We start from the raw sequence: 26,967 nt of genomic DNA, 5'->3' as shown, positions 1-26,967 counted from the left end.
CCATGGTCGACATCATCAAGCTCACGGCCGCCGAGACCGCCGAGAAGATCGCCTCCGGCGAGCTCACGGCCGTCGAGGTGACCGAGGCCCACCTGGCCCGCATCGACGCCACCGACGAGAAGGTCAACGCCTTCCTGCACGTGGACCGTGAGGGCGCACTCGCCCAGGCCCGCGCCGTCGACGCCAAGCGCGCGGCCGGCGAGAAGCTCGGCCCGCTGGCCGGCGTGCCCCTCGCCCTCAAGGACATCTTCACCACCGTCGGGATCCCGACGACCGTCGGTTCGAAGATCCTCGAAGGCTGGATCCCGCCCTACGACGCCACCCTGACGCGCAAGCTGAAGGAAGCCGACGTCGTCATCCTCGGCAAGACCAACATGGACGAGTTCGCCATGGGGTCCTCCACCGAGAACAGCGCCTACGGTCCCACCGGCAACCCGTGGGACCTCACCCGGATCCCCGGCGGCTCCGGCGGCGGCTCCGCGGCGGCCCTCGCCGCCTTCCAGGCCCCCCTCGCCATCGGCACGGACACCGGCGGCTCCATCCGCCAGCCCGCCGCCGTCACCGGCACGGTCGGCGTGAAGCCCACGTACGGCGGTGTCTCCCGCTACGGCATGGTCGCCTTCTCCTCCTCCCTCGACCAGGGCGGGCCCTGCGCCCGTACGGTCCTGGACGCAGCCCTCCTGCACGAGGTGATCGCCGGGCACGACCCGCTCGACTCCACCTCCATCGACGCCCCGGTCCCGCCGGTCGTCGAGGCCGCCCGCAACGGCTCGGTCGCCGGCATGCGCGTCGGTGTGGTCAAGCAGTTCGCCGGTGAGGGCTACCAGGCCGGAGTCGTCCAGCGCTTCAACGAGTCGGTGGAGCTCCTCAAGGAGCTCGGCGCCGAGATCGTCGAGCTGGACTGCCCGTCCTTCGACCTCGCGATGGCCGCGTACTACCTGATCGCGCCGTCCGAGTGCTCCTCCAACCTGGCCCGCTTCGACGCCATGCGCTACGGCCTGCGCGTCGGCGACGACGGCACCAAGTCCGCCGAGGACGTCACCGCCCTGACCCGCGAAGCCGGCTTCGGCGACGAGGTCAAGCGCCGCATCATCCTCGGCACGTACGCGCTCAGCTCCGGCTACTACGACGCGTACTACGGCTCCGCCCAGAAGGTCCGCACGCTCATCACCAAGGACTTCGAGAAGTCCTTCGAGCAGGTCGACGTGATCGTCTCCCCGACGACCCCGACCACCGCCTTCCCGATCGGTGAGCGCACCGACGACCCGCTGGCGATGTACCTCGCGGACCTGTGCACCATCCCGACCAACCTGGCCGGCAACTCCGCCATGTCGCTCCCCTGCGGCCTGGCACCGGAGGACGGTCTCCCGGTCGGGCTGCAGATCATCGCCCCGGCGATGAAGGACGACCGGCTGTACAAGGTCGGCGCGGCCGTCGAGGCCGCCTTCGTCGCACGCTGGGGTCACCCGCTGCTTGAGGAGGCACCGTCGCTGTGAGCACCAGTGCACTGTCCAAGGCCAAGGGCTTCAAGAAGTCCAAGACCGGCACCTACCTGTCGATCGGCACCACCGCCTTCGGCGCGATCAGCGTGATCAAGCAGGTCAAGAAGGCCCGCAGCGAGAACGACGTGCTGAAGCTGGTCGACGCCGCCGTGTCCGCCGCCGCCATCGTCACCGGCCTCGCGATCCTGTACCGCGAGCTGAAGCGCCTGGGCGACGACGACGTCCTGCTGGGCTGAGAGGGAAAGTTTCACCGTGACCACCTTCACCGAACTGCTGTCGTACGAGGACGCCCTCGCGTCGTACGACCCCGTCATGGGCCTCGAGGTCCATGTCGAGCTCGGCACCAAGACCAAGATGTTCTGCGGCTGTTCCACCGAGCTGGGCGCCGAGCCCAACTCGCAGACCTGCCCCACCTGCCTCGGTCTGCCCGGCTCCCTGCCGGTCGTCAACGCGATCGGCGTCGAGTCGGCCATCAAGATCGGCCTCGCGCTGAACTGCGAGATCGCCGAGTGGTGCCGCTTCGCCCGGAAGAACTACTTCTATCCGGACATGCCGAAGAACTTCCAGACCTCCCAGTACGACGAGCCCATCGCCTTCAACGGCTTCCTGGACGTCCAGCTGGAGGACGGCGAGATCTTCCGCGTGGAGATCGAGCGCGCCCACATGGAGGAGGACACCGGAAAGTCGCTGCACGTCGGCGGCGCCACCGGCCGTATCCACGGCGCGTCCCACTCCCTGCTGGACTACAACCGCGCCGGCATCCCGCTCATCGAGATCGTCACCAAGCCCATCGAGGGCGCGGGCGAGCGGGCCCCCGAGGTCGCCAAGGCGTACGTCGCCGAGCTGCGCGAGGTCATCAAGGCGCTCGGCGTCTCCGAGGCCCGCATGGACAAGGGCCAGATGCGCTGCGACGTGAACCTGTCGCTGCGCCCGACCCCCGAGTCCGAGTTCGGTACCCGCTCGGAGACCAAGAACGTCAACTCCCTGCGTTCCGTGGAGCGCGCGGCCCGCTTCGAGATCCAGCGCCACGCGGCGGTGCTCTCCTCCGGCGGCTCGATCGTGCAGGAGACCCGGCACTTCCACGAGGAGGACGGCTCCACCACGGCCGGCCGCATCAAGGACAACGCCGAGGACTACCGGTACTTCCCGGAGCCCGACCTGGTCCCCGTCGCCCCGGCCCGCGACTGGGTCGAGGAGCTGCGCGGCGGTCTGCCCGAGATGCCGCGCGTGCGCCGCAACCGGCTCCGCGAGGAGTGGGACGTCACCGAGCACGACATGCAGTCGATCCTCAACGCGGGCGCGGTGGACTCCATCGTCGCCACGATCGAGGCGGGCGCCGATTCGACCGCCGCGCGCAAGTGGTGGATGGGCGAGCTGGCCCGCAACGCCAACGAGCAGGGCGTCGTCGTCGACGAGCTGCCGATCACTCCGGTGCAGGTGGCCCGGGTCGCGGCCCTGGTCGCCGACGGTTCGCTCAACGACAAGCTGGCCCGCAAGGTCCTCGAAGGCGTCCTCGCCGGTGAGGGCTCCCCGGACGAGGTCGTCGAGAAGCGCGGCCTGAAGGTCGTCTCGGACGAGGGCGCGCTCGGCGCGGCCGTGGACGAGGCCATCGCGGGCAACGCGGCCATCGCGGACAAGATCCGCGGCGGCAAGATCGCCGCCGTCGGCGCCCTGGTCGGAGCGGTCATGAAGACCACCCGCGGCCAGGCCGACGCGGCGCGCGTCAAGGAGCTCATCCTGGAGCGCCTGGGCGTCTCCGAGTAGACCCTCCGCACGCACGGCGGCCCCGCACCGGAACTCTCGGTGCGGGGCCGTTCTGCGTGCAGACTGTGTGGGGTGATCGCGGGCGAAGGGCTCGCGGTCGACGGAAGCCAGGGGGCGGACCGGTGGAGATCGGTGCGATGGTCATCGCGGTGGCGGGTGTCGCGGGAACACTGGGCGGCGCGCTGCTCACCCAGCGGGGTGCGGAGCGCGCGAAGCGCCGCGAGATCGAGCTCGTGCGCGCCCACGACGAGCTGCGCGAGAACCGGGCGCTGCGGCGCACGTGCTATGCGGACCTCAACAGGGACGCCCGGCAGTTCACCACCGCACTCAACGTGCACCTGCACGCCCTGCGGGAACGCGAGGTCGAGGACGCGGACCGGGCCGCGCTCGACGCAGCGAAGAACGCCTTCCGTGACCGCTACTCGGAGGCGCAGATGGTCGCCCCCGATCAGGTCCTCGCGCCCGCGACACTGGTGCACCACGCCCTGACCGCGGTCTACGGGCAGGTCAAGCGCCTGGAGCGGGGCATGCCGGCCCCGGGGGAGTCGATGGCGGCGGCGGTGGAGGCACAGCAGGCGATCTGGGACCCGCTGCGGGTGATGCGGGCGGCCATGCGTGCCGATCTCGGCGTGGGCTGAGACCGGATCAGGCCCGGGCCGGCTTCGGGAATCCCGATTCCGGCACGACGGCCGGCAGGGTGCCGAGCACGATGGGCTCCTTCGGCTCCTCCGGCAGCGAGAGCCCGAAGAACCGCTCGACGACGCCCGGCGCGCTCGCGAGCTCGTCAGGAGTGAGCCCGCGGGCCGGCGCCGCGGGACACCGGGCAGGCCCGCCCCCCGGGAGTCGGCCGGGAGCCCGCCGCTGCGTCAGCGCGTCAGCTGTGGGCCGGCGATGACCACCTTGCCGATGTCGCACCCCGCTTCCACCTTGAGGCGCAGGCGCAGGGCGCCGTTCACGTCCACCCTCTTGGTGATGGGACTGCCGAGGGTGACGAGCTCCGAGAACGCGGCGGGCTGGCCGTCGAGGGAGACGGTGACCCGGCCCTTCTCGTGGGAGGACCCGTCGTCGATCCCCGCGGTGAAGTCCAGGTACTTCCACTCGCGGTTGAGGTCGAACTCCGTGATCGCGTCACCGTTGCAGCCGAGGTCGGCGATGAACGCGGCGCCGTACTGCTTGGTGTTGATCTTCGCCGCCCCGACCGCGAATTCACCGAGTCCCGATACGGGGTTCATGACGGTGAGATCGGCGGCGTTGACGCCCGGAGCCACGCCCCCCGGAGGCCTGGACGCCGTGCCGGTGGGCTGGGTCAGGGCCGTTTCGCCCCCGCTCGCCGACGCGCTCGGGGACGGGGCGGCGGACCCGGACGCGGACGGCTGGGCGGAGCCGCCGGAGCTGGTCGCCGCGGCCGGCTTGTCGCCCCCGGCCCGGCCGGCTCCCTGATCCTTGTCCTTCAGCAGCTGTACGCCGACCACCGCGAGGCCGGCCAGCACCAGCACGGCGGCCACCGAGCCCAGGACCAGGCCGGTCCGCCGCTTCTTCGGGCGTGCCGGCGCCGGTTCCGGGGCGGTGCCCGCCGGGTTCAGGTTGTACGTCGGCCCGTACCCGGCGGGCACCGCCTCCGGATGCGGGGCGGGGGCGGGGGCGGGGACGGGCGCGGGCTCCGGCTGCGGCACGGCGGCCGGTTCCGGCTGCACGGGCTGGTCCGGCTGCGCGGTCGGGGTGTACGCGGGCGGCGCGGTCGCGGGCTGCGGCGGGACCACCGGCGGCGGTGGGGCGGCAGGCCGCGGCGGCGCCTCCTGGACGGCCTGCTGCGAGGTCGCGGTGGTCGTGGACACCACGGCGTGGCGGACGTCCTTCATCCAGCCGGCCAGGTTCACCGGCCGCTTCCCCGGATCGGCCGCGTGGATGGAGGCGATCCGCGCCCGCTGCTCGGCGTCCAGCACGGCGATCTGCGGCAGCGCGGTCAGCGCCTGCGCGAGCTGCTCCGGCGTGGCGGGCGGGGACTGCCCGCTCAGCAGGAAGTACGCGATCGCCCCGAAGGCGTACCGGTCCGTGCCCGGTGTCCGCTTGCCGTCGAAGACCTCGGGCGCCGCGTAGCCCGGGGTGAACCAGACCTCGGCCGTCTGGTGGTCGGCGGTCAGCTTGCTGAGGCCGAAGTCCACCAGGGTGGCCTGCCCGTGCGCGTCGACCATCACATTGCCGGGGGAGAGGTCCCCGTGCACGACCTGGCGCCCGGACGGGGTGGCCTTCCCCGAGTGCAGCCAGTCCAGCACGTCGGCCAGCTGTTCCAGCGTGCGCATCACCTCGCGCCGCTCGGCGGCGGTGGCCAGCGTCCGCTCGGCCCGCCAGTCCCGCAGGTCGAGCCCGTCGACGTGGTTCATGACGAGGACGAGCGCCCGCCCGGTCAGGGTCGAGGACTCCCCGGGCCGGTGGATCGGCGGTCCCTCGAAGTGCTCGCGCACGCCGACGACACCGGGCCGGTGGACGAACCGCAACAGCTCGGCCTGCTCGTTCCACTTCTGGCTGATCCGGTCGAAGATGTCCGGGGTGATGGTCGTCTTGGAGTCGAGCACCTTGACGACCACGGGTTCGGATCCGCCGGCGAGTTCGATCTCGGCGAGATAGAGCACGGCCTCCCCGCCGCGCCCGATGGAGCGGAGTAGACGGTACCGGTCGGCTGCCGAATCCGGACCGATGTGCAGGTTCTGACTGGTCAATGTCCCCCACCTCAAGGTGCTTTGAGAGGTCATCAGCTTCCCGGGGCAAGACGCGCGAGGTCAATCGGAATCGGGAATCCCCATGGGGTTCACCCGTTCACCCGTTCGTCCACGGGCCGACGGGTCGGCGGGGCAACGGGTCGGCGGCCACACGCCGGGGCCCGGACATGCCGCCGGGCGCCCGGCTCGCGGAACCGCCCGGTGGGCGCGTTCCGTTCGCCGGACGCCCGGTCGAAGGGGCGGCTCCGGTCAGCCGGTTGCCGAAGCGGCTCCCGGAGCGCTGAAGAAGGCCAGCCGGGCCGGCTTCGCCGGGAGGTAGACCTCGGGCAGGTCGATCTCCGGGAGGACGACCTCCGGTCCGAGCACGAAGCCGGTCCGCTCCATACGGGCGATGGCCTTGGTGTTGCGGGCGTCCGGTTCGACGACCACGCGGCGCGCGGCGCCGTCGGAGAACACGAACCCGATGAAGGCGGTCATCAGGGCCCCGGTGAAGCCGTGCTCGGCCGCACCGCCGGCCGGGCCGATCAGCAGGTGCACGCCGACGTCCCCGGGCTGGACCTCGTAGCACTCGCTGACCCGGTCCTCGGCGCAGTCGTACGTCTGGAACAGCGCGACCTGCTCACCGTCGCGGCTGACCATGAAGGCGTGGTGGGTGGTGCGGCGGTCGACGTCCTCGTAGATCTCCTGGACCAGTTCGCGGCTGGCCTCGCCCATGCCCCAGAAGCGGGCGCGCTCCTGGGTGACCCAGCTGTGGATCAGCGCGGAGTCGGCGGCGGGGTCGACGGGGGTGATGGTGACGGTGCCGAAGCCCTCGACGACCTGGGTGTGCACGGGCTGTCTCGCGGAGAGGGTGGAGGTCATATCGATTCCTTGGTGAGGCGGGTCCAGTCGGTGACGACGGGGACGAGTTCGCACTGTGCCCACAGGGGCAGCTGGTCGAGGTGGTGGGGTGAGCCGGTGACGCCGTCCGCGCCGAGCGGGACCGCCCAGAGGCTGTCCTCGCGGCGCGCGAGGTCCCACACGTAACGGGCCGCCGAGGCGCGGGCGGTGAGGTCGGTGAAGCCGGGAACGGTGGAGGTGGCGTTCACGCAGTCGTGGTCGCCGCCGAGGCCGGGCCACTGCGCGGGCTCCAGGTCGGGCACGGCCTGCCAGGGGGTGAGGCGGTGCACCTGCTCCCAGGGGGTGTCGGGGGCGCCGGCCGCGGCCGTCTCCTCGAGGGCGGCCCGGACGTGCGCCGCACGGTCCAGTCCGGGGACGAGGGAGGTGGTGAGCAGGCCTTCGAGGGCGTAGCCGATCTTGGGGACCAGGTACAGCCAGGGGTGGAACACCTCCGGGCCGGGGGGCGTCCCCCACAGGCCCTCGAAGACGGGGTCGGCCGCGAAGCGGCGTACGGTCGCGCTGCGGAAGGCCGAGAAGACGGTGGCGTCGGTGCTGTCGGCCGCCATGTGCCGGTCCCAGGCGAGCAGTCGGGTGCGCAGTGCCTGCGCCGCCGGGGTCAGGTCCTCGAAGCCGGGCAGCAGGGCGAGCAGGGGCGCGGCCGAGGCCAGGTAGGTGTCCCGGTGTACGTCGGCCATCGCCTTCGGGGACCAGTCCGCGGAGCCGCTGAGCAGCTCGCGGATGCGGTTGGCGCGGTGCGGGGGCGCGAACTCCACGCCGAGCGGGGAGGCGATCCCGCGCGCGTTCGCCATGACGGCGAAGCCCTGTACCGGCTCGGCGGGGGTCGGGGCCCAGCCCTGCCAGGCGTGCTGCGGGTCCCAGGCGGGCACCGGGCGCAGCCGGTTGGTCCGGTGGCGCAGCGGTACGGCGCCCGCGACGCGGTGCAGCAGGCCGCCCGCGGAGTCGGCGGCGTGGACCACGTTGACCGGCTCGGCCCAGCCGTCGAAGGCGCGGTCGATGTCGGCGACGGTGCGGGCGCGCAGCAGCGCGGGGAGGGCGGCGAAGCCGAGGTCGCGGCGGACCCGGGGCGGGTAGCGCAGGGAGAGGGTCTGGGCGCTGCCGTCGGCGTGGGCGTCCGCGTCGGGGTCGGCCCCGAGGTCGCCGTCCGCGTGGATGATCACGGGGCCGCGGGGGGTCTCCAGGATCTCCACCTCGACGTCGTCGCCGCCGGACACGGTGATGGTCTCGGTGTGGCGGGCGACGGGCTCCCAGACGCCGTCCGCGCCGAGGGCCTCGACGACGCCGTCGTCGCCTCGGCGCAACTGCTCGACGTACAGGTCTTGGTAGTCGGACATCGCGTTGGTGATCGCCCAGGCGGCGCTGCCGGTGTGACCGAAGTGGGCGAGGCCGGGGACGCCGGGGACGGCGAGGCCCACGACGTCGTAGTCCGGGCAGGAGAGACGTATCTGCTGGTAGACGCCCGGGTCCTCGATGAACCGGTGCGGGTCGCCCGCGATGATCGCCGAGCCGGAGGCGGTGCGGTCTCCCGGCACCAGCCAGCCGTTGCTGCCGGCGGTGCCGGGACCGTCGGTGGCGAAGAGGGTGACCGCCTCGTCGCCGAGGGCGCGGGCGACGCGCTCGCGCCACAGCTTGGTGGCGAAGCCGGCGAACAGGATGTGCGTGGCGATCCAGATGGCGAGCGGTACCCACGGCTCCCAGGGGGTGGGGACGAGGCCGGTGCGCGCGAAGCGTTCGTCGCGGGCGGCGCCGGCGGCGAGCCCGTCGTTGACGCCGTCCACGTACGCGCGGACCCAGGCGGCGGTGGCCGGGTCGTCGGCCTCCATGGCCTCGTAGCAGCGGCGGGCCGTGTCGGCCAGCCGGGACCGGCGGGCGAAGAGGTCCCAGGTGACGGCGTCCGCGCCGAGGAAGGAGGCGCTGGAGCCCTCGGCCCGGTGCCGCTCGACCTCCAGCTGCCAGGCGCGGTCGAAGGCGGTGACGCGGCCCTGGGCGTGGACGAGGCGGAACTCGTCGAGGGCGCGCAGGTGGGGGATGCCCCACTGGTCACGGTAGACACCGTAGGATTCCGGGGTCTCCACAGGGGGCTCGTCGCCCCGGCTCGCTCCGTACGACTGCGCGTCGCCGCTCTCGCTGCTGACACTGCTCACGTGCTCACACTCTTCCCCGACGTGCGTTTAGGTTAGGCTGACCTAACTATAGGGGTGCCAGGGGAGGGGTTGGACATGGCTGTCGGCAAGGGCTGGGAGGGCGTGGTCCTCAAGCTCATGCGGGGCAAGGACTTCACGTTCACGGTGACGGGGACGGAAGACCTTACGGAGGACTACCGCCGCGTGAGCTTCACGGACGGCGGGCTGCTGGCCGCAGCCGGTGAGTCACTGCACCCGACGATGTGGGTGCGCGTCTGGTTCCAGGGCGCGGGCAAGCCCCACCAGCGGGCGTACACGCTGGTGGACCCGGATCCGGAAGCGGGCACTTTCAGCTTCGAGTTCGCCCTGCACGACGGGGTCGCCAGCGCCTGGGCGCGCGGCGCCGAGCCGGGCGACACGATCGAGGCCACGGTCCAGGGGACCGGATTCACGGCTCCGGCGCCGGCCCCGGAGCGTCTGCTCGTCATCGGCGACGCCGCGTCCCTCCCGGCGATCAACTCGCTGCTGGATGCGCACCCGCAGACCCCGGCGACCATCTGGTTCGAGACGCAGCACGACTCGGACGCGCAACTGCCGATGCGGGTGGAGCAGGGCCGACACGACATCCGCCGGGTGCGGCGGGACGGTACGGCTCTGGCCGACCGGGTGCGGGCCGAACTTCCCGCACTGGCCGGGGACCCGGAGTCGGCGTACGTCTGGCTGGCGTGCGACACGGCGACGACGCGCGCCCTGACGGGGTACCTGCGCAAGGACCTCGCGCTGCCCAAGCATCGCGTGAACGCGCTGGGGTACTGGCGGCCGGGGGCCTGAGGCCGGCTCCGGGGCCGTCCGGCCCGACCGGCCGTCGGCCCGTCCGGCACCTCGGGGTGCGGGACGGGCCGCAGATGCGGTCGGGATCGGGCCGGCTACTGGATGGACACCTTGCAGGCGCTCACCGCGGTCCCGTTGGTCACACCGCCCTTGGTCAGCCCGCTGACGCACTGCTCGTGCTCACCGGAGTATCCGGCGGAACACGCGGCGCGGACGGATTCCGGTGCTTCGCCGCCCTGTAGCTCCCGCTCGACCTGGTTGATGCAGGCCGAGACGTCCGCGTGGGCGGCGGGGGCCGTGAAGGCCGCGCCACCGAGTACGAGGGCCAGGCCGCTGAGGACACCTGCGATACGGGTCGACGTGCGCATGGGACGCACCTGCTCTCCGGGATCGTCGCGCGGCCCGGGACCTGCGTGGTGCCGGATCCGCGTGGGAACAGAGCCGAGTGCGCGCGGCCGCCGTGCGGCCGCCGGGCCCGGGCCCCCGGTCCGGACCGGCTCGGCAGGAAATCCCCTCCCCGTTCGACGCTAGAGCAGCCCCGGGCCGTACGCACCCGCTGGTGTCGTTGCCTTCTGCGGTCGGCCGACCGGTCGGGCGGCCGGGTGCCGGGAGGGCCGGCGACCCTCAGGCGCCGGTGGTGCCGTCGATCCCCTCGCGGAGGAAGTCGGCGTGGCCGTTGTGGCGGGCGTACTCGTGGATGAGGTGGAGCATCACCAGGCGCAGCGAGGCATCCTCCTTCCAGCTCGGCACGTACCCCGTCACGTCCAGCGACGCGGCGGCCGCCTCGATGCGGCGGGCGTGCGCGACCTCCTCCTGCCAGGCGGTGAACGCCTCGGCGCGGGTGGAGCCGGAGGCGTCGTAGGCGGCCTGGAAGTCGTGGGTGTCCGACCACAGATGGGGAAGGTCCTGGCCGTCGAGGACGCGGCGGAACCAGTGCCTTTCGACCTCGGCCATGTGCCGGACCAGCCCCAGCAGGGACAGCGTGGACGGCGGCATCGAGGCGCGGCGCAGCTGCTCGTCGGTGAGGTCCTCGCACTTCCAGGCGAGGGTGGCCCGGTGGTAGTCGAGGAAGGTCCGGAGGGTCTCGCGTTCGTCGCCGGTCAGGGGCGGGCTGATGCGTTCCATGGGGTGATCCTGCCGGGTGCTCCCGGGTGGGGGAACCCCTTGCCGTTCCTCGGCGGCCACCATAAGTTACCGCTGGGTAGAGGTTCTTTCCGGCCTGCGACCGCCCGAGCGACCCGATCAAGGAGACCCCGTGTCGACCGTAGAACTCGCCGCCATGTCCGGCCTCGAACTGATGCGTTGGGTGCAGACGGAACGGCCCGCCGACATCCCCTCCATCGGCAGGCTGCTCGGCATGCGCTTCGACGAGGTGGAACTCGGCCGCATCGTCGTCTCGCTGGACACCCGGCCGGACTTCGCCAACCCGCTGGGCACCGTCCACGGCGGCATCGCGGCGACCCTGCTCGACTCCGCGATGGGCTGCGCCGTGCACACGACCCTCCCGGCCGGTGTCGGCTACACCACCCTCGAACTCAAGGTGAACTACATCCGGGCGGCGCAGACCGACGGACGGACCCTCACCGCCGAGGGCACCGTCATCCACGCCGGCCGCCGCACGGCGACGGCCGAGGGCAAGGTCACGGACGACCGCGGCAAGCTGATCGCCCACGCCACGACCACCTGCCTGATCCTCCCGTCGACCGGCTGACCGGCTGACCGGCTGACCGGCTGACCGGCTGACCGGCCCGGCCGCGGCGTCGGGCGCGCGGCGTTCCTCTCAGGACGGGCGCCGGGAGGGGTCCGTCCACATGTACGGCACGGTCACGCCCAGGACGCCGAAGCCCAGCCGCTCCAGGATCGGGCGGCTGTCGTCCGAGGCGTCCACCTGCAGGTAGGGGATGCCGAGCTCCGCGGCCAGGCGGGCGCGATGGGCGACCAGCAGGCGGTAGATGCCCCGGCCGCGCCACTGCGGCAGCGTGCCGCCGCCCCACAGACCCGCGAAGGCGGCGCCCGGCCGCATCTCCATCCGGGCCGCGCTCACCGGGGTGTCGCCCGCCATCGCGAGCACCGCGGCGATGGTCTGCGGCTCCTCGCGCAGCCGGCTGAGCAACTGCTCCCGGATCCGGGGCCGCTCCGTCCCGAAGGCGCCCGCGTGGACCTCCATCATCAGATCGACGCCGGCCTCGTCGGTCACCACCCGCAGCGCGATCCCCTCCGGAGGCTCCACCGGCAGCTTCGCGAGCTCGGAGGTGAGGCCCACCATCAGGGTCTCGGGCGGCTCCGGCACGAAGCCCGCCGCCCTCAGCCGGTCCCCGAGGTCCGCCGGGCGGTCGTAGTCGTACAGCTTCCACTCGAACTCCGGACAGCCGCGGCCCCGGAAGAACGCGACCTGCGCCGCGATCTCCGCGTCCGCCGTCTCCTCGTCGAGGTCCGACCAGAGCACGCCGTTCCAGCCGAGCCCGGGCACGGTGTGCCGTACGACGGCCCCCGCCCGCTCCACGCCCGCGTGCGGGGCGTCCGCCTGCGCACCCTCGCGGACCTCGGCGTCGAACCGGGCGCGCACCTTCATCAGTTCATCAAGATCGATCGTCATCGCCCCAGATCACCAGTGCCGGGCCCGCACCACAACTGCATTAGCCTCACCCCCGTGAACCACGACTCCACCATCTACACCGGTAAGGCCACGCCCGATGCCGCCGCCGACCGCGGCTGGCTCCTCGGCCACTTCAAGGACCCCTCCGACCCCCGTCACAGCGAGGACGTGGAGATCAAATGGGGTGTCCACCCGAAGGGCGACGAGCGGGAGCGGTGGGCGACCGCAGAGCGGCGCACCGCACTGCTGGTGCTGATCAGCGGACGGTTCCGGCTGGAGTTCCCGGGGCGCACCGTCGTCCTCGCCGAGCAGGGGGACTACGTGCTCTGGGGCCGCGGCGTGGACCACTCCTGGTACGCGGAGGAGGACGCCGTGGTCCTCACCGTCCGATGGCCCTCGATCCCGGGCTACCGGGTGGACGAGCCCGAAGTGCAGCCGGAGGCCGCGCCCGCGGGCCGCTCCGCGCTGTGACGATGCACACGAAAGGGGCCAACGATCACGAAACGCTGAGATCGTGGCGGGTGTAGACCATCTGCGCCGAACCCTCCCGGGGTGATCCCCCGGGTCCTCGGCCGGGCCTTCACGCGTTCATGCGTTCTTTGCGACGGGCTGCCCCGGTAAAGATCCGAACCACCAGGGAGCACGTCCGTTGGCTGTAATCGCACGCTGGTGCATGCGCCACCGCCTCCTCGCCGTCCTGATCTGGCTGCTCGCACTCGGTGGGACCGCGGCGGCCGCCGTGACCGCGGGATCGGCGTTCTCCAACGACTACGAGGTTCCCGGCACCGAGTCCGGCCGGGCGAACGCCCTGCTGCGCGAGGGCTTCCACGGCCAGGGCGGGGACACCGACACCATCGTGTGGCGGGCCCCGGACCGGCAGAGCGTGCGCACCCCGGACATCGAGCAGCGGATGACCCGGGCACTGGACGCCGTCGCCGGGCTCCCCGGCGTCGGATCGGTCGCCGGACCCTACGGCCCCGGCCCCGAGAGCGCCGCGCGGATCAGCCCCGACGGACGCACCGCCTACGCCGTGGTGACCTTCGACCGGCAGGCGGACTCGGTACCCAAGGCCCAGGCCCGGGCGGTCGTCGACGCGGCGAAGAACCCCACCACCGAGGCCGGTGGCCTCCAGGTCGAGTTGGGCGGCCGGGCCATCCAGCTCACCGAGGCCCCCACCGCGCACCTCGCCGAGGTCATGGGCGTGGCCGTCGCGGCCCTGGTCCTCTTCCTCGCCTTCGGCTCGCTCGCCGCGAGCCTGCTGCCCATCGCGACCGCCCTGGTCAGCGTGGGCACCGCCTATTTCGGCATCACCCTCCTCGGGCACGCGATGCCGGTCGCCGACTTCGCCCCCATGCTCGGCACCCTCGTCGGCCTCGGCGTGGGCATCGACTACGCGCTGTTCATCGTCACCCGGCACCGCAAGGCCCTGGCGCGCGGCAGCACGGTCGAGGAGGCAGCCGAGAACGCCGTCGCCACCACCGGCCGGGCCGTCGTCTTCGCCGGCGCCACCGTGTGCATCGCGCTGCTCGGCATGCTCGTGCTGCGGCTCAACTTCCTCAACGGCGTCGCGATAGCCGCCTCCGTGACGGTGGTCCTGACCGTCGCCGCGTCGGTCACCCTGCTGCCCGCCCTCCTCTCGTACATAGGCACGCGCGCCCTCTCGCGCCGCGAACGCCGCAGGCTCGCCGCCGAGGGTCCGGCACCCGAGCAGACCTCCGGCTTCGCCGTCCGCTGGTCCGGCTTCGTGGAACGCCGTCCCAAGCTGCTGGGGTTCGTCGCCACCGCCGTCATGCTGGTGCTGGCCGTGCCCACCCTCTCCCTCCACCTGGGCACCTCCGACCAGGGCAACAACCCGGCCACCTCCACCACCCGGCAGGCCTACGACCTGCTGGCGGACGGCTTCGGCCCCGGCACCAACGGCCCGCTCACCGTCGTCGCCCGGCTCGACGGCGCGGGCGACCGGCTCGCCGTGGACCGGCTCGCACAGGCGCTCCGTACGACCGAGGGCGTCGCCTCCACCGGCCCCGCCGTCCTCAACCGCAGCGGCGACACCGCCGTCCTGACCGTCGTACCGGACTCCGCACCGCAGTCCCGGGCCACGAGCGACCTCGTCGACCGGCTCCGCCAGGACGTCATACCGGGCGCCGGACACGGCAACTCCATGGAGATCCACGTCGGCGGTGTGACGGCCGCCTACGACGACTTCGCCGAGGTCATCATCGGGAAGCTGCCGCTCTTCGTGGGCGTGGTCATCGCACTCGGCTGCGTGCTCCTGCTGCTGGCCTTCCGGTCCATCGGCATCCCGCTCAAGGCGGCGGCCATGAACGTCGCCGCCGTCGCCTCCTCGTTCGGCGTCGTGGTCGCGATCTTCCAATGGGGCTGGGGCAGCGAGCTGCTGGGCCTCGGCAGCGCGGGGCCCATCGAGCCCTTCCTGCCCGTGATCATGGTGTCCGTCCTCTTCGGACTGTCGATGGACTACCAGGTCTTCCTCGTCAGCCGGATGTACGAGGAGTGGCTGGCGACCGGTGACAACCGGCGGGCCGTGCGCGTCGGCCTCGCCGAGACCAGCCGGGTCATCAACTCGGCGGCCGTCATCATGATCTCCGTCTTCCTGGCCTTCGTGCTCAGCGGCGACCGGATCATCGCGATGTTCGGCATCGCGCTCGCCGCGGCCGTGGCCCTCGACGCCTTCGTGCTGCGCACCCTCCTCGTCCCGGCCCTGATGCACATGCTCGGCGGGGCCAACTGGTGGCTGCCCGCCTGGCTCGACCGGCGACTGCCCCGGATCAGCATCGAACCCCCCGAGCGCCACCCGCATGCGGAACTTCCGAAGCAGCGGCCCGCCGCGGACCTCGTCACGAGCGAGGAAGGCGCCGAGCCCGTCACCGCCTCCCGGTGATCCGGCCACCCGCCGTCCGAGACCCGAGGAAGTCCGAGCATGTTCTCCATGGACCTCGCCGAAGACGCCGAGATGTTCCCGCTGGAGGCCCGGCACGCCCAGGAGTTCTTCGCGCACATCGAGCGCGGACGCGAGTTCATCGGCAAGTACATCGGCTTGCCGGACCGGGCCACCGATCTCGGCTCCGCCCGGGCCCTGCCGGCCGCCCACGCCGTGAGGCGGCGGAGGACGGCGCCCGCTTCTTCGGCATCCGCCTCGACGGCACCCTCGTGGGCGGGGTCCTCTTCCCGGCCTTCGACGCGACGACCGGCAACTGCGAGATCGGCTGCCGGCCGGAGCCCGACGCGGCCGGCCGCGGCCTGATCACCCGGGCCTGCCGGATCCTGATCGACCACGCCTTCGGCGAGCGCGGCATGCACCGCATCGAGTGGCACGCCGCCTCCGGCAACAAGAAGAGCCTCGCCGTCGCCGAGCGGCTCGGCATGACCCGCGAGGGCGTCATGCGTGAGAACCATCTCCACCGCGGCACCCGCCGGGACACCGAGATCTGGTCGATCCTCTCCCACGAGTGGGCCGCGACCCGGACCGTCTGGCCACGGCCCCGGCCCGGGCCCGGCCGGCCGATGGGCACGACTCGGCCACAACCAGCGGATTCTCAGAAAACTCTCAGACAGGGCGCCTACGGTGCCCCGCATGGACACCACGAAGACCCCCGCCCCGAACGCCTCCGAGGCGGACACCACCCCGGCCGACCTCGAAAAGGCCGAGACCCCCCAGCCGGCCGAGGCCGAAGTCGACTCCGCGGTCACCGACGAGGTCATTGACACGGACGTGGAAGACGAGGCGTTCGCCGACGACACGGCCGAGGACGGGGAGCCGAGCCACGTCGGATCCGCGGCCTTCGCGATCGTCGCCGCGGGTCTGGGCGTCGTCGCCCTCAGCGGCAGCTGGGTCGCGGGCATCGTGTCCGAGCGCGCCAGCATCGCCGCCCGGCTGGAGCTGACCCAGGCCGCCGACGCCAACGCGCAGATCGCCGCCCAGTTCGTCGACCCGTGGCACACCACCGCGATGGTGAACGGCATCTTCTCCGCCCTCGCCCTGATCCTCGCCACCTTCGTGCTGGCCCTCCCGGCCTTCAGCAGCCCCGAGCGCACCCTCCCCACCTGGGTGCGGTCCGTCTCCTGGGCGGGCATCGGCCTGGGCGCCCTCGGCGTACTGCTCTTCGTCCTCATGTACTTCGACCTCCTCCTCGCCATTCCCAGGGCCGCGGGCGCGGGCGCCTAGGCAGTGCCTTAGGTCCTCACGGACCGACCCGGGGCTCTCCGGCCCCGGACTAAGGCCCCCCGCACCCGGCAGATGCGGCATGCGACCGATGTGCCGGTACCCCCTGGGACGCGAATCTTGGACCACACCGAACGAGGTGCCCGAGAAACGCGACCAGGGAGTACGAGATGTTCGAGTACGAAATCGCCACCGCCGTACACAGCGCCGACCTCCTCCGCGAGGCGGCCGAGTACCGCACGGCCACGGTGGCCAAGAGGACGCACCGCGCCTCCTCACCCCACCAGGCAGCCCGAAGGCCGGTGACAGCCTTCCGCAGCCGGTTCACCCGCTCCGCGTGCTCCGCGCCGCGCACCGTGTGAACTGACGCGTGATGAGAAGCGCACCGGCGACGAGTGCCGCCGAGCAGGACGTCTGTGCGATGCTCGGCGGCGTGGAGACCAGATCTGTCAGCCCGGTGTTCGTCGGCCGAGCCGACGAACTGGCCGTACTCACCGACGCACTGACGCGCGCCGCCGGCCGGGAGCCGCAGGCGATGCTCATCGGGGGAGAGGCCGGAGTCGGCAAGACCCGCCTCACCGAGGAGTTCCTGTGCGAGGCGGACCGCCACGGCGCCGTCGTCGCCGTCGGAGGCTGTGTGGAGATCGGGGCGGAGGGACTTCCCTTCGCCCCCTTCTCGACGGCCCTGCGCACCCTGCACCGCCTGCTCCCGCAGGAGCTGGCCGCCGCGGCCGCCGGCCAGGAGGACGAACTCGCCCGGATCCTCCCCGAACTCGGCGACACCCCGCGCGGCCCGCACGACGAGGAGAGCACCGCCCGGCTCTTCGAACTGACGGTCCGCATGCTGGAGCGGCTCGCCGCCGACCGCACCGTCGTCCTCGTCCTGGAGGACCTGCACTGGGCGGACACCTCCACCCGGCACCTGCTCTCCTACCTCTTCCGCACCCTCGGCAGCGGCCGGCTCGTCATCGTCGCCACCTACCGCGCGGACGACGTGCACCGGCGCCACCCGCTGCGCCCGCTCCTCGCCGAACTCGACCGGCTCCGCACCGTCCAGCGCATCGAACTGTCCCGCTTCAACCGGGCCGAGGTGCGCCGCCAGCTCGCCGGCATCCTCGCCGCCCAGCCCGACGAGGACTTCGTGGACTCCGTCTTCGACCGGTCCGACGGCAACGCCTTCTTCGTCGAGGAACTCGTCGCCTCCAAGGAGAGCGGCTGCCGCACCGGGCTCACCGAATCCCTGCGCGACCTGCTCCTCGTCCGCGTCGAGGTGCTCCCCGAGGAGGCCCAGCGCATCGTGCGCATCGTCGCCGAGGGCGGCTCCACCGTGGAGTACCCGCTGTTGCGCGCCGTCGCCGGGCTCACCGAGGACGAGCTGATCGAGGCGCTGCGCGCCGCGGTCGGCGCCAACATCCTGCTCGCCACCCCCGACGGCGACGGCTACCGCTTCCGGCACTCGCTGGTCCGCGAGGCCGTCAGCGACGACCTGCTGCCCGGTGAGCGGGCCCGTGTCAACCGCCGCTACGCCGAGGCCATGGAGGCCGACGGATCGCTGATCCGGGCCGGGGAGCGGATCATCCGGCTGGCCAGCTACTGGTACCACGCGAACGATCCCGCCAGGGCGCTGCCCGCCGTACTGGCCGCCTCCGTCGCAGCCCGCCGCCGACACGCCTACTCCGAGCAACTGCGCCTGCTGGAGCGGGCCATGGACCTGTGGGACAGCGCCCCGGAGGAGGTCCGCGAAGCGCTCCGCCCGGCGGACTTCACCGAGGTGTACCCGCCGTGCGGCTGCGACCCGGCCACCACCGCCCTCCAGCGCCTCGACCTGCTGGCCGAGGCGACCGTCGCCGCCCGCTACGGCGGCGAGCGCGAGCGCGCCCTGAAGATAACGAAGACGGCGCTGCGTCTGCTGGAGGAGGACCACGACCCGCTGCGGGCCGCCTGGTTCTGGACCGAACGCTCCCGGCTGGTCGCCGGCCTCGGGCGCGGGGACGGCTGGGAGGAGATAGCCAAGGCGCAGGACCTCGTCCGGGGGCTGCACCCGTCCCACGTGCACGCCGAGGTCCTGGTCCGGGCCGCGAGCTGGGGCATGCTCCACAAGCCGGGACCCGACAACCTCGCCGCCGCCGAACGCGCCGCCGAGTACGCGCGCATGGTCGGCGCCGAGGAGACCGAGCTCAATGCCCGGATCACGGTCGGGGCGCTGCTCACCGACGCCGGCGACGGCGCGGGCGGCCTCGCCGAGATGCGCGCGGTCGGTGAACGGGCCGCGGAACTCGGTCTCCCCATGCTGGCAGGGCATGCGCATATCAATCTCACCTCTCAACTGGAAAGCCTGGGCCGGTCCCGCGAAGCCGTGGAACTGGCCGAACAAGGACTCGAACTGGCCCGCAGGTCCCGGCTCCTGGACAGCGAGGCATGGGTCTGCGGGAACATGGCCGAGAGCCTCTACAGCCTCGGCCGCTGGGAGGAGGCCGCCGAGGCGGCCCGGCGCACCCTGCACGTCGGGCAGAGCGCGGCCCCGCGCGGTTCGGCCTCCGCCCGGCTGGCCTACCTGGCCCTGGCCCGCGGCGAGCTGACCGAGGCGGCCCACCGGCTCGCCGCCGCCCACGCCCACTTCGGCGCCCACGAAACCCAGCCCCAGCACCGGATACCGCTGTACCGCCTCGCGATCGGAGTGGCCGCGGGGCAGGGCAGGATCGCCGACGTCCGCACCGAGGTGTCCGCCGCCGTCGCCTACGGATTCCCGCTCGGGCAGCACCGCTACGCCTGGCCGCTGCTGCTCGCCGCCGCCACCGCGGAGGCGGACGCCCGGGGACTCCCGGCCGCCGAGGCAGGACGGGACGCCGCCCTGGAGGTGCTGCGCACCGCCGCCGACTCCCTGGCCGCCCCGGTCCCGGTGTGGACCGCCCACGCCGCGTACGTCCGCGCCGAGCTGGCCCGGGCCGAAGGCCGGGACACCCCTGCCGACTGGGCCGGCGTCGAGCAGGTCGTCCGCCCGCTGGAACGCCCCTACCTGCTGGCCAGGGTTTGCCACCGGCTCGCGGAGGCCCTGCTGGCCGCCGGTGACCGGGACGCCGCGGCCGCCCTGCTCCGCGAGGCCTGCGCCACCGCCGAGCGGATCGGCGCACGCATGCTGCGCGAGGACCTGGCCCTGCTGGCCCGGCGCGCCCGGCTACCGCTGACCGACGCCGACCCGGCCGCCGAGACACCGCCCGCCCAGGAGACCGACCCGGCCGAGGCACTCGGGCTGACCAGCCGGGAGCGCGACGTGCTGCGCCTGGTGGCGGCCGGCAGCACCAACCGGAAGATCGCCGAGGAGCTCTTCATCTCCCCGAAGACGGCGAGCGTGCACGTCTCGAACATCCTGGCGAAGCTGGGGGTGACCGGCCGCGGCGAGGCGGCCGCCCTCGCCCACCGGCTGCGCCTGTTCGCCGCGCCCTCCCCGGTCAGTCCCCGTCCGCAGGCTCCTCGTCCAGGCGTATGAGCACCCTGCCGGAGTCGAGGTCTATCGGACCCCGTCCCGGATCGTTGTCATTGACGTCGGTCCGGGACAGCTCCAGGCGCTTCTTCTCCTCGTTCGTGTGCTTGCGTCCCGGGTTGAACAGCTCCTCGATCATGTTGAACACCGTGCCCACCAAGCCCTTCGTCCCCTGCCGGGGACTTGCCGGTCACCGCACCGTCAGGGTGAGGATCCTGTCGTCGCCCGATTCCGGCGACCCGCGTCCGTCCGTCTCGCTCGTGACCAGCAGCATGCGGTCCCCGCCGAGGGACACCACCGTCCGCAGCCGGCCGTACTCGCCCTCCAGGAAGCCCTCGGGCTCCGCCGCCTGCTCCGTGCCGGCCAGCGGGATCCGCCACAGCCGCTTGCCCCGCAGCCCGGCCATCCACACCGAGCCCTCGGCCCAGGCGATCCCGCTCGGTGAGGCCTCGTCCGTCTTCCAGACGGCCACCGGATCCCGGAAACCGGGCTTGCCCGCCTTCCCCTCGGCCTCGGGCCATCCGTAGTTGGCGCCGGGCTCGATCAGATTCAGCTCGTCCCAGGTGTTCTGGCCGAACTCGGCCGCCCAGAGCCGTTTGTCCTTGTCCCAGGCCAGGCCCTGCACATTGCGGTGACCGTAGGAATAGACGACGGAATCCGCCTCCGGATTGCCGTGCACCGGCTCCCCGTCCGGCGTCATCCGCAGGATCTTGCCGCCCAGCGACGTCTTGTCCTGCGCGAGCCCGGTGTCACCCGTCTCACCCGTCCCCGCATAGAGCATCTTGTCGGGGCCGAAGGCGATCCGGCCGCCGTTGTGGATGAGGCCCTTGGGAATGCCCCGGAACACCGTGTCCGGCGCGCCCAGTTGCTGACCGGCAGGTCTCTGCTCGTCGTACCGCAGCCGGGCGATGCGGTTGTCCGACTCGGTGGTGAAGTACACATACACCAGCCGGTCCGACGCGAAGGTGGGCGACAGCGCGAGGCCCATCAGCCCGCCCTCCCCGCCCGGAGCCACCCCCGGCACCTTGCCGATCTGCGTCACCGTGCCGGAGCCGGCCGCGATCCTGCTGATCGTCCCCTTGTCCCGCGAGGCGACCAGCAGGTCACCGCCGGGCAGCGGGGCCACGCCCCACGGTGACTCCAGACCCTTGGCGACCTCACCGGTCACCGTCACCGCCCCCTTCGCCGGAGGTCCGGTGGCCTCGGGCGAGGCGGACGGTCTCCCCGACGGACCCGGTGACCCCGGGCCGGCCGCGGCCGTGCCCGGTGGAGAGCCGCCCGGCCCGGCGCCCGCGGCGCCCTCCGGCGAGCATCCCGCTGCCAGCAGGGCTCCGCAGCCGGCCAGCGCGACCGCCGCCAGCACCCCCCGGCGCCGCCCGCCCGCGCCCTCGGCCCCCGCCCGCCCGGGAAGACTTCCGTATCGCATCGCCCTGCTCCCTTCCGGTCCCCCGATCCTGCCTTCCATCTCTCTCAACAGCTCCGGCAGTTCGCGAAGTTCCACCACTCGTACACTCGATCGAGTGGTTGTGGGTCGGCCCCGGCCCGGCCCGGGCTCCGCCCCGGTCCTGCCGCGGTTGCGCACCCGGACCGGCCCCGGGTCAGTCCCAGGCTCCCACCTCGACCGGGAGGCCCGCGATCTCGGCAAGGTCACCGGCCGACAGCCGGACCTCCGCCGCCCGCGCGTTCTCCACCGCCCAGGGAGCCCGGTCCGCCCCCGGCACCGGCACCACCTGCGGCCCCTGCGCCAGCACCCACGCGAGGGCCACCTGCCCCACCGTGACCTCCGGGCCGTGCCGCCGCGCCACCTGCCGCAGCCCCGCCAGCAGCACCTGGTTCGACGCCATCGCCTCCGCCGTGAACCGCGGATGCCGGGCCCGCACGTCCTGCGGCTCGAAGCCCTCACCCGGCGTGAGGGTCCCCGTGAGGAACCCGCTGCCCAGCGGCATCGCCGCCAGGAACCCGACCCCGCGCGCCGCGCACCACGGCAGCAGCTGCCAGGCCGCCTCCGGCGACCACACCGACAGCTCCGCCTGCACGGCGCTCACCGGGAACACCTGCTGCAGCCGCTCCAGGTGCCGCAGGGTCGTCCGGTATCCGCGGTCCCCCCTGCGTCCCGCCCCCGGCCCGGCCCCGGCACCCAGCGCACAGAAACCGAGCGCCCGCACCTTGCCCGCGCCCACCAGCTCCGCCATGGCCCCCCAGGTCTCCTCCACGGGGACCTCCGGATCCACCCGGTGCAGCTGGTAGAGGTCTATGACATCGGTCCGCAGCCGCCGCAGCGAGGCGTCGCACGCCCGCCGCAGATAGCCGGGCCGCCCGTCCGCGACCACGTGCTGGTCACCCGCCCGCAGCCCCACCTTCGCCGAGACGAAGGCCTCGGACCGCCGTTCCCGCAGCACGCGCCCCAGGAGCAGCTCATTGGTGAACGGCCCGTACACGTCGGCCGTGTCCAGCAGGTTCGACCCCAGGTCCAGCGCCGCGTGCACGGCGGCCAGCGACTCCTGCCCCCGCCGCCGCGAAGGCGCGTACGCCCAGCTCATCGGCATACAGCCGAGGCCGACGGCGCCCACCGTCAGCGCCCCCGCCCCGATCGACCTGCGCTCCACTCCTGCGTCCCCCTCCGGCTCCGGCCATCAAACTAACGGCTTGATCCGGATGCCTTGGCATAGCCTCGTGATCATGACTGCAATGACCCCGGATGTCTGGCTCCCGTTCCCCGCCGAGGAGATCGAGGGCCTGCCCGACTCCTTCCGGTACCGCCTCTGGGACGGCGAGGACGCCTTCCCGGCCGACCCGGCCGACTGCGTCTTCTACGTGACGCCCTACATGAAGTCCCCCGAGGTCACCGTGCGCCCGCTGGCGGTGATGCCCGCGGTCCGGGTCGTCCAGACCCTGACCGCCGGCATCGACGACGTGCTGGGCCGCCTCGGCGACCTGCGTCCCGGCGTACGGCTGTGCAACGCCGTCGGGGTCCACACGGCCAGCACCGCCGAACTCGCCCTCGCGCTGACCCTCGCCTCCCTGCGCGGCATTCCCGGCATGGTCCGCGGCCAGGACCGCGAGGAATGGCGCTCCGGCTTCTACGACGCCCTTGCCGACAAGTCGGTTCTGATCATCGGGTACGGATCGATCGGCTCCGCCATCGAGGACCGGCTCGTGGCCTTCGAGTGCGGGCCGATCGCCCGGGTGGCGCGTACGGCGCGGACCACCGTCCGCGGGCCCGTGCACGCCCTGGCCGACCTCCCCGAGCTCCTGCCGCGGGCCGACGTGGTCATCCTCGTGACACCTCTGACCGATGCCACCCGCGGCCTGGCCGGCGCCGAGTTCCTCGGCCGGATGAAGGACGGCGCCCTGCTGGTGAACGTGGCGCGCGGCCCCGTCGTCGACACCAAGTCCCTCCTGGCGGAAGTGGAGTCGGGACGGCTGCGCGCGGCGCTCGACGTCACCGACCCGGAACCGCTGCCCGCAGGCCACCCGCTCTGGCATGCCCCGAACGTCCTGATCACACCTCATGTCGGGGGCAGCAGCTCGGCGTTCGAGCCGAGGGCCAAGCGCCTGCTGGCACGCCAGCTCACCCGGTTCGCCGCCGGGGAGCCGGTGGAGCACACGGTGTTGGTCACCGAGTGACCGATGATGCCCACGCTCCGCAGTCACCCGGATGCTCCCTGTGTCCACAACCCTTCTCGCGGTAACGGAGAGTAGAGGGACTATGTCCCTGAGTGACGAAAGTGGTGTATCGTCCGGAAGAAGGGGCTGCGCCACGAACGTATGGCGCTGGGGAGTGATCGGACACTTTGGGGGGCGACGGGCGATGTACGGCCAATGGACGAAGGATCCGATGCGGCACAGCCGCCGGAGGCGACGCTGCCGAGACTGGGCTGCACCGGAACCAGCCGGCGAGGGGGACCGGTGAGTACCCCGGGGGCGGCGCTCCTGAACCGGCCGTCCGTCTCGGGCGGAGGCAGGGGCCTGGCGATGCAGCTGCTCCTCGCGGTGGTCAGCGGCGGGTACGCCGTCGGCGCCGCCCTCAACTGGGGTTCGGAGGAAGTCGCCGAGATCATGGGTGACTTCGGGCTCAGTGCCGCCGGCTTACTCGCCGCGGTCTCCTGCTACTCCTACGCGAGGGCGATCGACAGCCGCGAGCGCCCCGCCTGGCTCCTGTTCGCCTTCTCCTCCCTCATGGGCGCCGGAGGCAATGCGGTCTGGGGCTGGTACGAGGTGGTCCTCGGCCAGGAGGTGCCGAAGCCCTCGCTCGCGGACTTCGCCTTCCTCTGCTTCGCACCGCCCGCCATCGTGGGCCTGCTCGTCCTCGCCAAACGCCCGGTCACCCGCGCCGGCTGGGTGTGCCTCGGGCTCGACTCCTGGCTCATCGGCGGCTCCCTGCTCACCCTCTCCTGGAGCCTGGCCCTGGCCCACGCGGCGCGGACCGCCCAGTCCGGTGCCCCCGGCAGCGTCCCGCGCGCCGCGCTCTCCCTCGCCTACCCGCTCCTGGACATCGCGCTCGTCTCGATGGTCCTGGTCCTGCACTTCCGGCGCAGCGAGACCAACCGCTCCGCCGTCAACACCGCCATCGCGGCGCTGGCCCTGACCGTGCTCAGCGATGCCCTGTTCACCTCGCCCCTGCTGAGCGCCGAGTACCAGTCCGGACAGCTGCTCGACGCCGGCTGGTTCGCCGGCTCGCTGCTGCTCGCGTACGCACCCTGGGGCGCCCGGCGCATCCACCCGGGCCCGGAGCCGGCCGGGCGCCCGCGCGCGGACCGGGCGCACAGTCGCCCGATCACCGGCTCGCTGCCCGCCCTCACCCCCTATCTCGCAGCCGCCGTGTGCACCCTCGGCATCCTGTACAACGTCGTGGACGGCCGGAAGGTGGACCGTATGGTCGTCTTCACCGGGTGCACGGTCGTGCTCGCCCTCGTCATCCGGCAGGGCATCATGCTCCTCGACAACATCGCGCTGACCCAGGAACTGGCCCAGAAGGAGAACCACTTCCGCTCCCTGGTCCAGGGCTCCAGCGACGTCATCATGATCGCCGCGCCCACCGGGACCCTGCGCTACGTCAGCCCCGCCGCCGCCGGGGTCTACGGCCGTGAGGCGGAGGAGCTCGTCGGCACCGAGCTCGCCACCCTGATCCACCCCGACGACCTCGGCCGGGTGGTCCACGAGGTGCGCCGCTTCCTCGCGGCGCCGCCGACCGAGGAGCCCACCACCCGCATCGAGTGCCGCTTCAAATCCGGCGGCGGCGAGTGGCTCAATGTGGAGTCAACCGTCAACCGCCACCAGGGCGGGCTCATCCTCAACAGCCGGGACGTCACCGAGCGGGTCCGGCTCCAGGCCCAGCTCCAGCACAGCGCCGAACACGATCCGCTGACCGACCTGCCCAACCGGGCCCTGTTCACCCGGCGCGTTCGACAGGCCCTGAACGGCCGGCGTGCGGGCGATCACAGCTCCGCCGTGCTCTTCATCGACCTCGACGGCTTCAAGGCGGTCAACGACAACATCGGCCACCAGGCCGGTGACGAGCTGCTGGTCGAGGCCGCGCGCAGGCTCCAGGACTCGGTCCGGGCCGGGGACACCGCGGCGCGCCTCGGGGGCGACGAGTTCGCCGCGCTGATCCTCGGGGACGGCAACCGCGACGCCGGCGCCCGTGAGCACCAGGTGCGCGAGATCGCCGAGCGGCTGCGCACCACCCTCTCCCAGCCGTACCGGATCGGCGGCAGCGAGGTGCGGGTGGCCGCGAGCATCGGGGTGGCCTTCGCCGACCCCGGCATCACCCCTTCGGACCTGATGCGCAACGCGGATCTCGCGATGTACCGGGCCAAGGCGGGCGGCAAGGACCGCGTCGAGATGTACGCCCCGCAGATGCAGGCCGAGGTGGTGCGCAAGGCCGAGCTGGCGGGCCGGCTGCGGACCGCGCTGCACGAGGGCGAGTTCGCCCTGCTCCACCAGCCCGTGGTCTCGCTGGCCACCGGCGAGGTGTCGGCCGTCGCCGCGCACGCCCGCTGGCGCTCGGCCCAGGGGATCCTCTTCACCCCGGCGGAGTTCCTGCGGGTCGCCGAGTACAGCGAGGGCGGTGCGGGCGGCCCCGGCGCCGCGGGCCAGGACGCCTCGCGCACCGCCGAGCTGGGGCGCTGGCTGCTGGAGGAGGCGGTGGAGCAGGCCGCCGACCGGCACCGGGCCGGGCACGGCGTCCCCGTGGTCGTGCGGATGACCGCGCAGCGGCTCCTGGACCGGTCCATGCCGCGCGGCTCCGTGGAGGCACTGCTGTCCCGGCACGGACTGCCCTCCGGGGCCCTGGTGCTGGAGCTCGCCGTGTCCGACCCCAGAGTGCCCTTCGACGACCTGGAGCGCCGCCTGACGGCCCTGCACCGGCTCGGGGTGGGTATCTCCCTGGACGGCTTCGGCAGCGGTTACGCGGCCATCAGCGCCCTGCGTCGCCTGCCCGTGGACATGCTCAAGCTGGACCGGGGGCTGGTGGAGGGGGTGGTGGAGTCCGCCCGCCTGCACAAGATCACCGCCGGTCTCTTGCGGATCGCAAACGACCTGGGCATGCGGTCGGTGGCGGACGGGGTGGATCTTCCCGAGCAGGTCCTGGCGCTGCGCGCGATGGGGTGCACACACGGCCAGGGAATGGCTTTTTCCGGCCCGCTCGACGAGTACAGGCTGCGCCGTGCGCTGGTGCGCGGTACGTTCCCAGTACCGGGCGGAGCGGCTCAACCAGCACTGGCCGGCGGTTCCCCCGGGGGCTCGATGGCCATCCGCAGAGGCTCACATAATGAGACGCCCGTCCCACCTACTTGACATCACCCTCCCGCCGGAGGGAGGGTCAGTGCCATGCGCACCCGAATTCTCGTACTTGGAAAGCGCGTCGGCTGAAGC

General features: G+C 72.7%; 22 protein-coding genes and 1 pseudogene. 14 read left to right on the top strand and 9 right to left on the bottom strand.

Annotated elements, in window-relative coordinates:
• Positions 1-2: 2 nt before the first annotated feature.
• The 4 genes from gatA (at position 3) to ACWGE1_RS10165 (ending at position 3,904) form a co-directional block, all read left to right on the top strand.
• Entirely contained in the window at positions 3-1,496 is a 1,494-nt protein-coding gene (gene gatA / locus ACWGE1_RS10180; protein ID WP_453420069.1) for an Asp-tRNA(Asn)/Glu-tRNA(Gln) amidotransferase subunit GatA, read from the top strand.
• Positions 1,493-1,738: a hypothetical protein gene (locus tag ACWGE1_RS10175; protein ID WP_030769206.1), complete on the top strand. Its 246-nt coding sequence runs from the start codon at positions 1,493-1,495 to the stop codon at positions 1,736-1,738. Before gatA ends, ACWGE1_RS10175 begins: the two co-directional genes overlap by 4 nt.
• A 16-nt stretch (positions 1,739-1,754) precedes the next feature.
• Entirely contained in the window at positions 1,755-3,266 is a 1,512-nt protein-coding gene (gene gatB / locus ACWGE1_RS10170; RefSeq protein ID WP_453420068.1) for an Asp-tRNA(Asn)/Glu-tRNA(Gln) amidotransferase subunit GatB, read from the top strand.
• Between the two features lie 122 nt (positions 3,267-3,388).
• A complete protein-coding gene (locus ACWGE1_RS10165) occupies positions 3,389-3,904 on the top strand; it encodes a hypothetical protein (RefSeq protein WP_453420067.1) in 516 nt (171 codons plus the stop codon).
• 228 nt (positions 3,905-4,132) lie between these two features.
• Here the strand turns inward: ACWGE1_RS10165 and ACWGE1_RS10160 are convergent, their stop codons facing one another.
• The 3 genes from ACWGE1_RS10160 to ACWGE1_RS10150 form a co-directional block, all read right to left on the bottom strand.
• A complete protein-coding gene (locus ACWGE1_RS10160; protein ID WP_453420066.1) occupies positions 4,133-5,983 on the bottom strand; it encodes a protein kinase domain-containing protein in 1,851 nt (616 codons plus the stop codon).
• A 249-nt stretch (positions 5,984-6,232) separates the two neighbouring features.
• Entirely contained in the window at positions 6,233-6,844 is a 612-nt protein-coding gene (locus tag ACWGE1_RS10155) for a GNAT family N-acetyltransferase (RefSeq protein WP_453420065.1), read from the bottom strand.
• Positions 6,841-8,955 (bottom strand): penicillin acylase family protein, encoded by a 2,115-nt coding sequence (locus ACWGE1_RS10150; protein ID WP_453420081.1) that lies wholly within the window; start codon positions 8,953-8,955, stop codon positions 6,841-6,843. Before ACWGE1_RS10150 ends, ACWGE1_RS10155 begins: the two co-directional genes overlap by 4 nt.
• Positions 8,956-9,099: 144 nt before the next feature.
• On the opposite strand from ACWGE1_RS10150, the gene ACWGE1_RS10145 reads away from it, so the two are divergent.
• Positions 9,100-9,834 (top strand): siderophore-interacting protein, encoded by a 735-nt coding sequence (locus ACWGE1_RS10145; RefSeq protein ID WP_453420064.1) that lies wholly within the window; start codon positions 9,100-9,102, stop codon positions 9,832-9,834.
• Between the two features lie 95 nt (positions 9,835-9,929).
• On the opposite strand, the gene ACWGE1_RS10140 is transcribed toward ACWGE1_RS10145, so the two are convergent.
• Together ACWGE1_RS10140 and ACWGE1_RS10135 are read right to left on the bottom strand one after the other, a co-directional pair.
• Positions 9,930-10,202, bottom strand: a complete 273-nt coding sequence (locus ACWGE1_RS10140) for a hypothetical protein (protein WP_453420063.1) — start codon at positions 10,200-10,202, stop codon at positions 9,930-9,932.
• 256 nt (positions 10,203-10,458) lie between these two features.
• Complete coding sequence (locus ACWGE1_RS10135; protein WP_453420062.1) at positions 10,459-10,959, bottom strand: DinB family protein; 501 nt, start codon at positions 10,957-10,959, stop codon at positions 10,459-10,461.
• Between the two features lie 130 nt (positions 10,960-11,089).
• On the opposite strand from ACWGE1_RS10135, the gene ACWGE1_RS10130 reads away from it, so the two are divergent.
• Positions 11,090-11,545 carry a PaaI family thioesterase gene (locus ACWGE1_RS10130; protein ID WP_453420061.1) on the top strand — a complete coding sequence of 152 codons (456 nt, stop codon included), beginning with the start codon at positions 11,090-11,092 and terminating at the stop codon, positions 11,543-11,545.
• Between the two features lie 69 nt (positions 11,546-11,614).
• Here the strand turns inward: ACWGE1_RS10130 and ACWGE1_RS10125 are convergent, their stop codons facing one another.
• A complete protein-coding gene (locus tag ACWGE1_RS10125; RefSeq protein WP_453420060.1) occupies positions 11,615-12,430 on the bottom strand; it encodes a GNAT family N-acetyltransferase in 816 nt (271 codons plus the stop codon).
• Positions 12,431-12,484: 54 nt separating this feature from the next.
• Here ACWGE1_RS10125 and ACWGE1_RS10120 point away from each other — a divergent pair, with 54 nt between their 5' ends.
• The 6 genes and pseudogenes from ACWGE1_RS10120 to ACWGE1_RS10095 all read left to right on the top strand — a co-directional run bounded on the left by ACWGE1_RS10120 (position 12,485) and on the right by ACWGE1_RS10095 (position 20,097).
• Complete coding sequence (locus ACWGE1_RS10120) at positions 12,485-12,901, top strand: signal peptidase I (RefSeq protein WP_453420059.1); 417 nt, start codon at positions 12,485-12,487, stop codon at positions 12,899-12,901.
• Between the two features lie 178 nt (positions 12,902-13,079).
• Entirely contained in the window at positions 13,080-15,329 is a 2,250-nt protein-coding gene (locus tag ACWGE1_RS10115) for an MMPL family transporter (RefSeq protein ID WP_453420058.1), read from the top strand.
• A gap of 39 nt (positions 15,330-15,368) precedes the next feature.
• Positions 15,369-15,913: pseudogene (locus ACWGE1_RS10110) on the top strand (GNAT family N-acetyltransferase); the annotation flags it as partial.
• Positions 15,914-16,022: 109 nt separating this feature from the next.
• Positions 16,023-16,613 (top strand): hypothetical protein, encoded by a 591-nt coding sequence (locus tag ACWGE1_RS10105; RefSeq protein WP_453420057.1) that lies wholly within the window; start codon positions 16,023-16,025, stop codon positions 16,611-16,613.
• A gap of 167 nt (positions 16,614-16,780) precedes the next feature.
• Positions 16,781-16,972 carry a hypothetical protein gene (locus tag ACWGE1_RS10100; protein WP_453420056.1) on the top strand — a complete coding sequence of 64 codons (192 nt, stop codon included), beginning with the start codon at positions 16,781-16,783 and terminating at the stop codon, positions 16,970-16,972.
• An 11-nt stretch (positions 16,973-16,983) separates the two neighbouring features.
• Entirely contained in the window at positions 16,984-20,097 is a 3,114-nt protein-coding gene (locus ACWGE1_RS10095; RefSeq protein ID WP_453420055.1) for a helix-turn-helix transcriptional regulator, read from the top strand.
• Here ACWGE1_RS10095 and ACWGE1_RS10090 read toward each other — a convergent pair.
• The 3 genes from ACWGE1_RS10090 to ACWGE1_RS10080 form a co-directional block, all read right to left on the bottom strand.
• On the bottom strand, positions 20,060-20,239 hold the full coding sequence (locus tag ACWGE1_RS10090) for a DUF6191 domain-containing protein (RefSeq protein WP_453420080.1): 180 nt from the start codon (positions 20,237-20,239) through the stop codon (positions 20,060-20,062). The two genes, ACWGE1_RS10095 and ACWGE1_RS10090, sit on opposite strands and share 38 nt — an antisense overlap.
• Before the next feature lie 42 nt (positions 20,240-20,281).
• The gene (locus tag ACWGE1_RS10085; RefSeq protein WP_453420054.1) at positions 20,282-21,517 is read right to left on the bottom strand and encodes a PQQ-dependent sugar dehydrogenase; all 1,236 of its coding nucleotides are present in this window, start codon (positions 21,515-21,517) and stop codon (positions 20,282-20,284) included.
• 172 nt (positions 21,518-21,689) lie between these two features.
• A complete protein-coding gene (locus ACWGE1_RS10080; RefSeq protein ID WP_453420053.1) occupies positions 21,690-22,697 on the bottom strand; it encodes an aldo/keto reductase in 1,008 nt (335 codons plus the stop codon).
• Between the two features lie 73 nt (positions 22,698-22,770).
• On the opposite strand from ACWGE1_RS10080, the gene ACWGE1_RS10075 reads away from it, so the two are divergent.
• Both ACWGE1_RS10075 and ACWGE1_RS10070 read left to right on the top strand, forming a co-directional pair.
• Positions 22,771-23,718, top strand: coding sequence for a 2-hydroxyacid dehydrogenase (locus ACWGE1_RS10075; protein WP_453420052.1), 948 nt, complete (start codon positions 22,771-22,773; stop codon positions 23,716-23,718).
• A gap of 282 nt (positions 23,719-24,000) precedes the next feature.
• Positions 24,001-26,889, top strand: coding sequence for a putative bifunctional diguanylate cyclase/phosphodiesterase (locus ACWGE1_RS10070; RefSeq protein ID WP_453420051.1), 2,889 nt, complete (start codon positions 24,001-24,003; stop codon positions 26,887-26,889).
• Positions 26,890-26,967: the final 78 nt, after the last annotated feature.

This window comes from Streptomyces sp. NPDC054932 (genome assembly GCF_053610205.1).
This window is presented reverse-complemented; position numbering and strand designations above follow the sequence as displayed.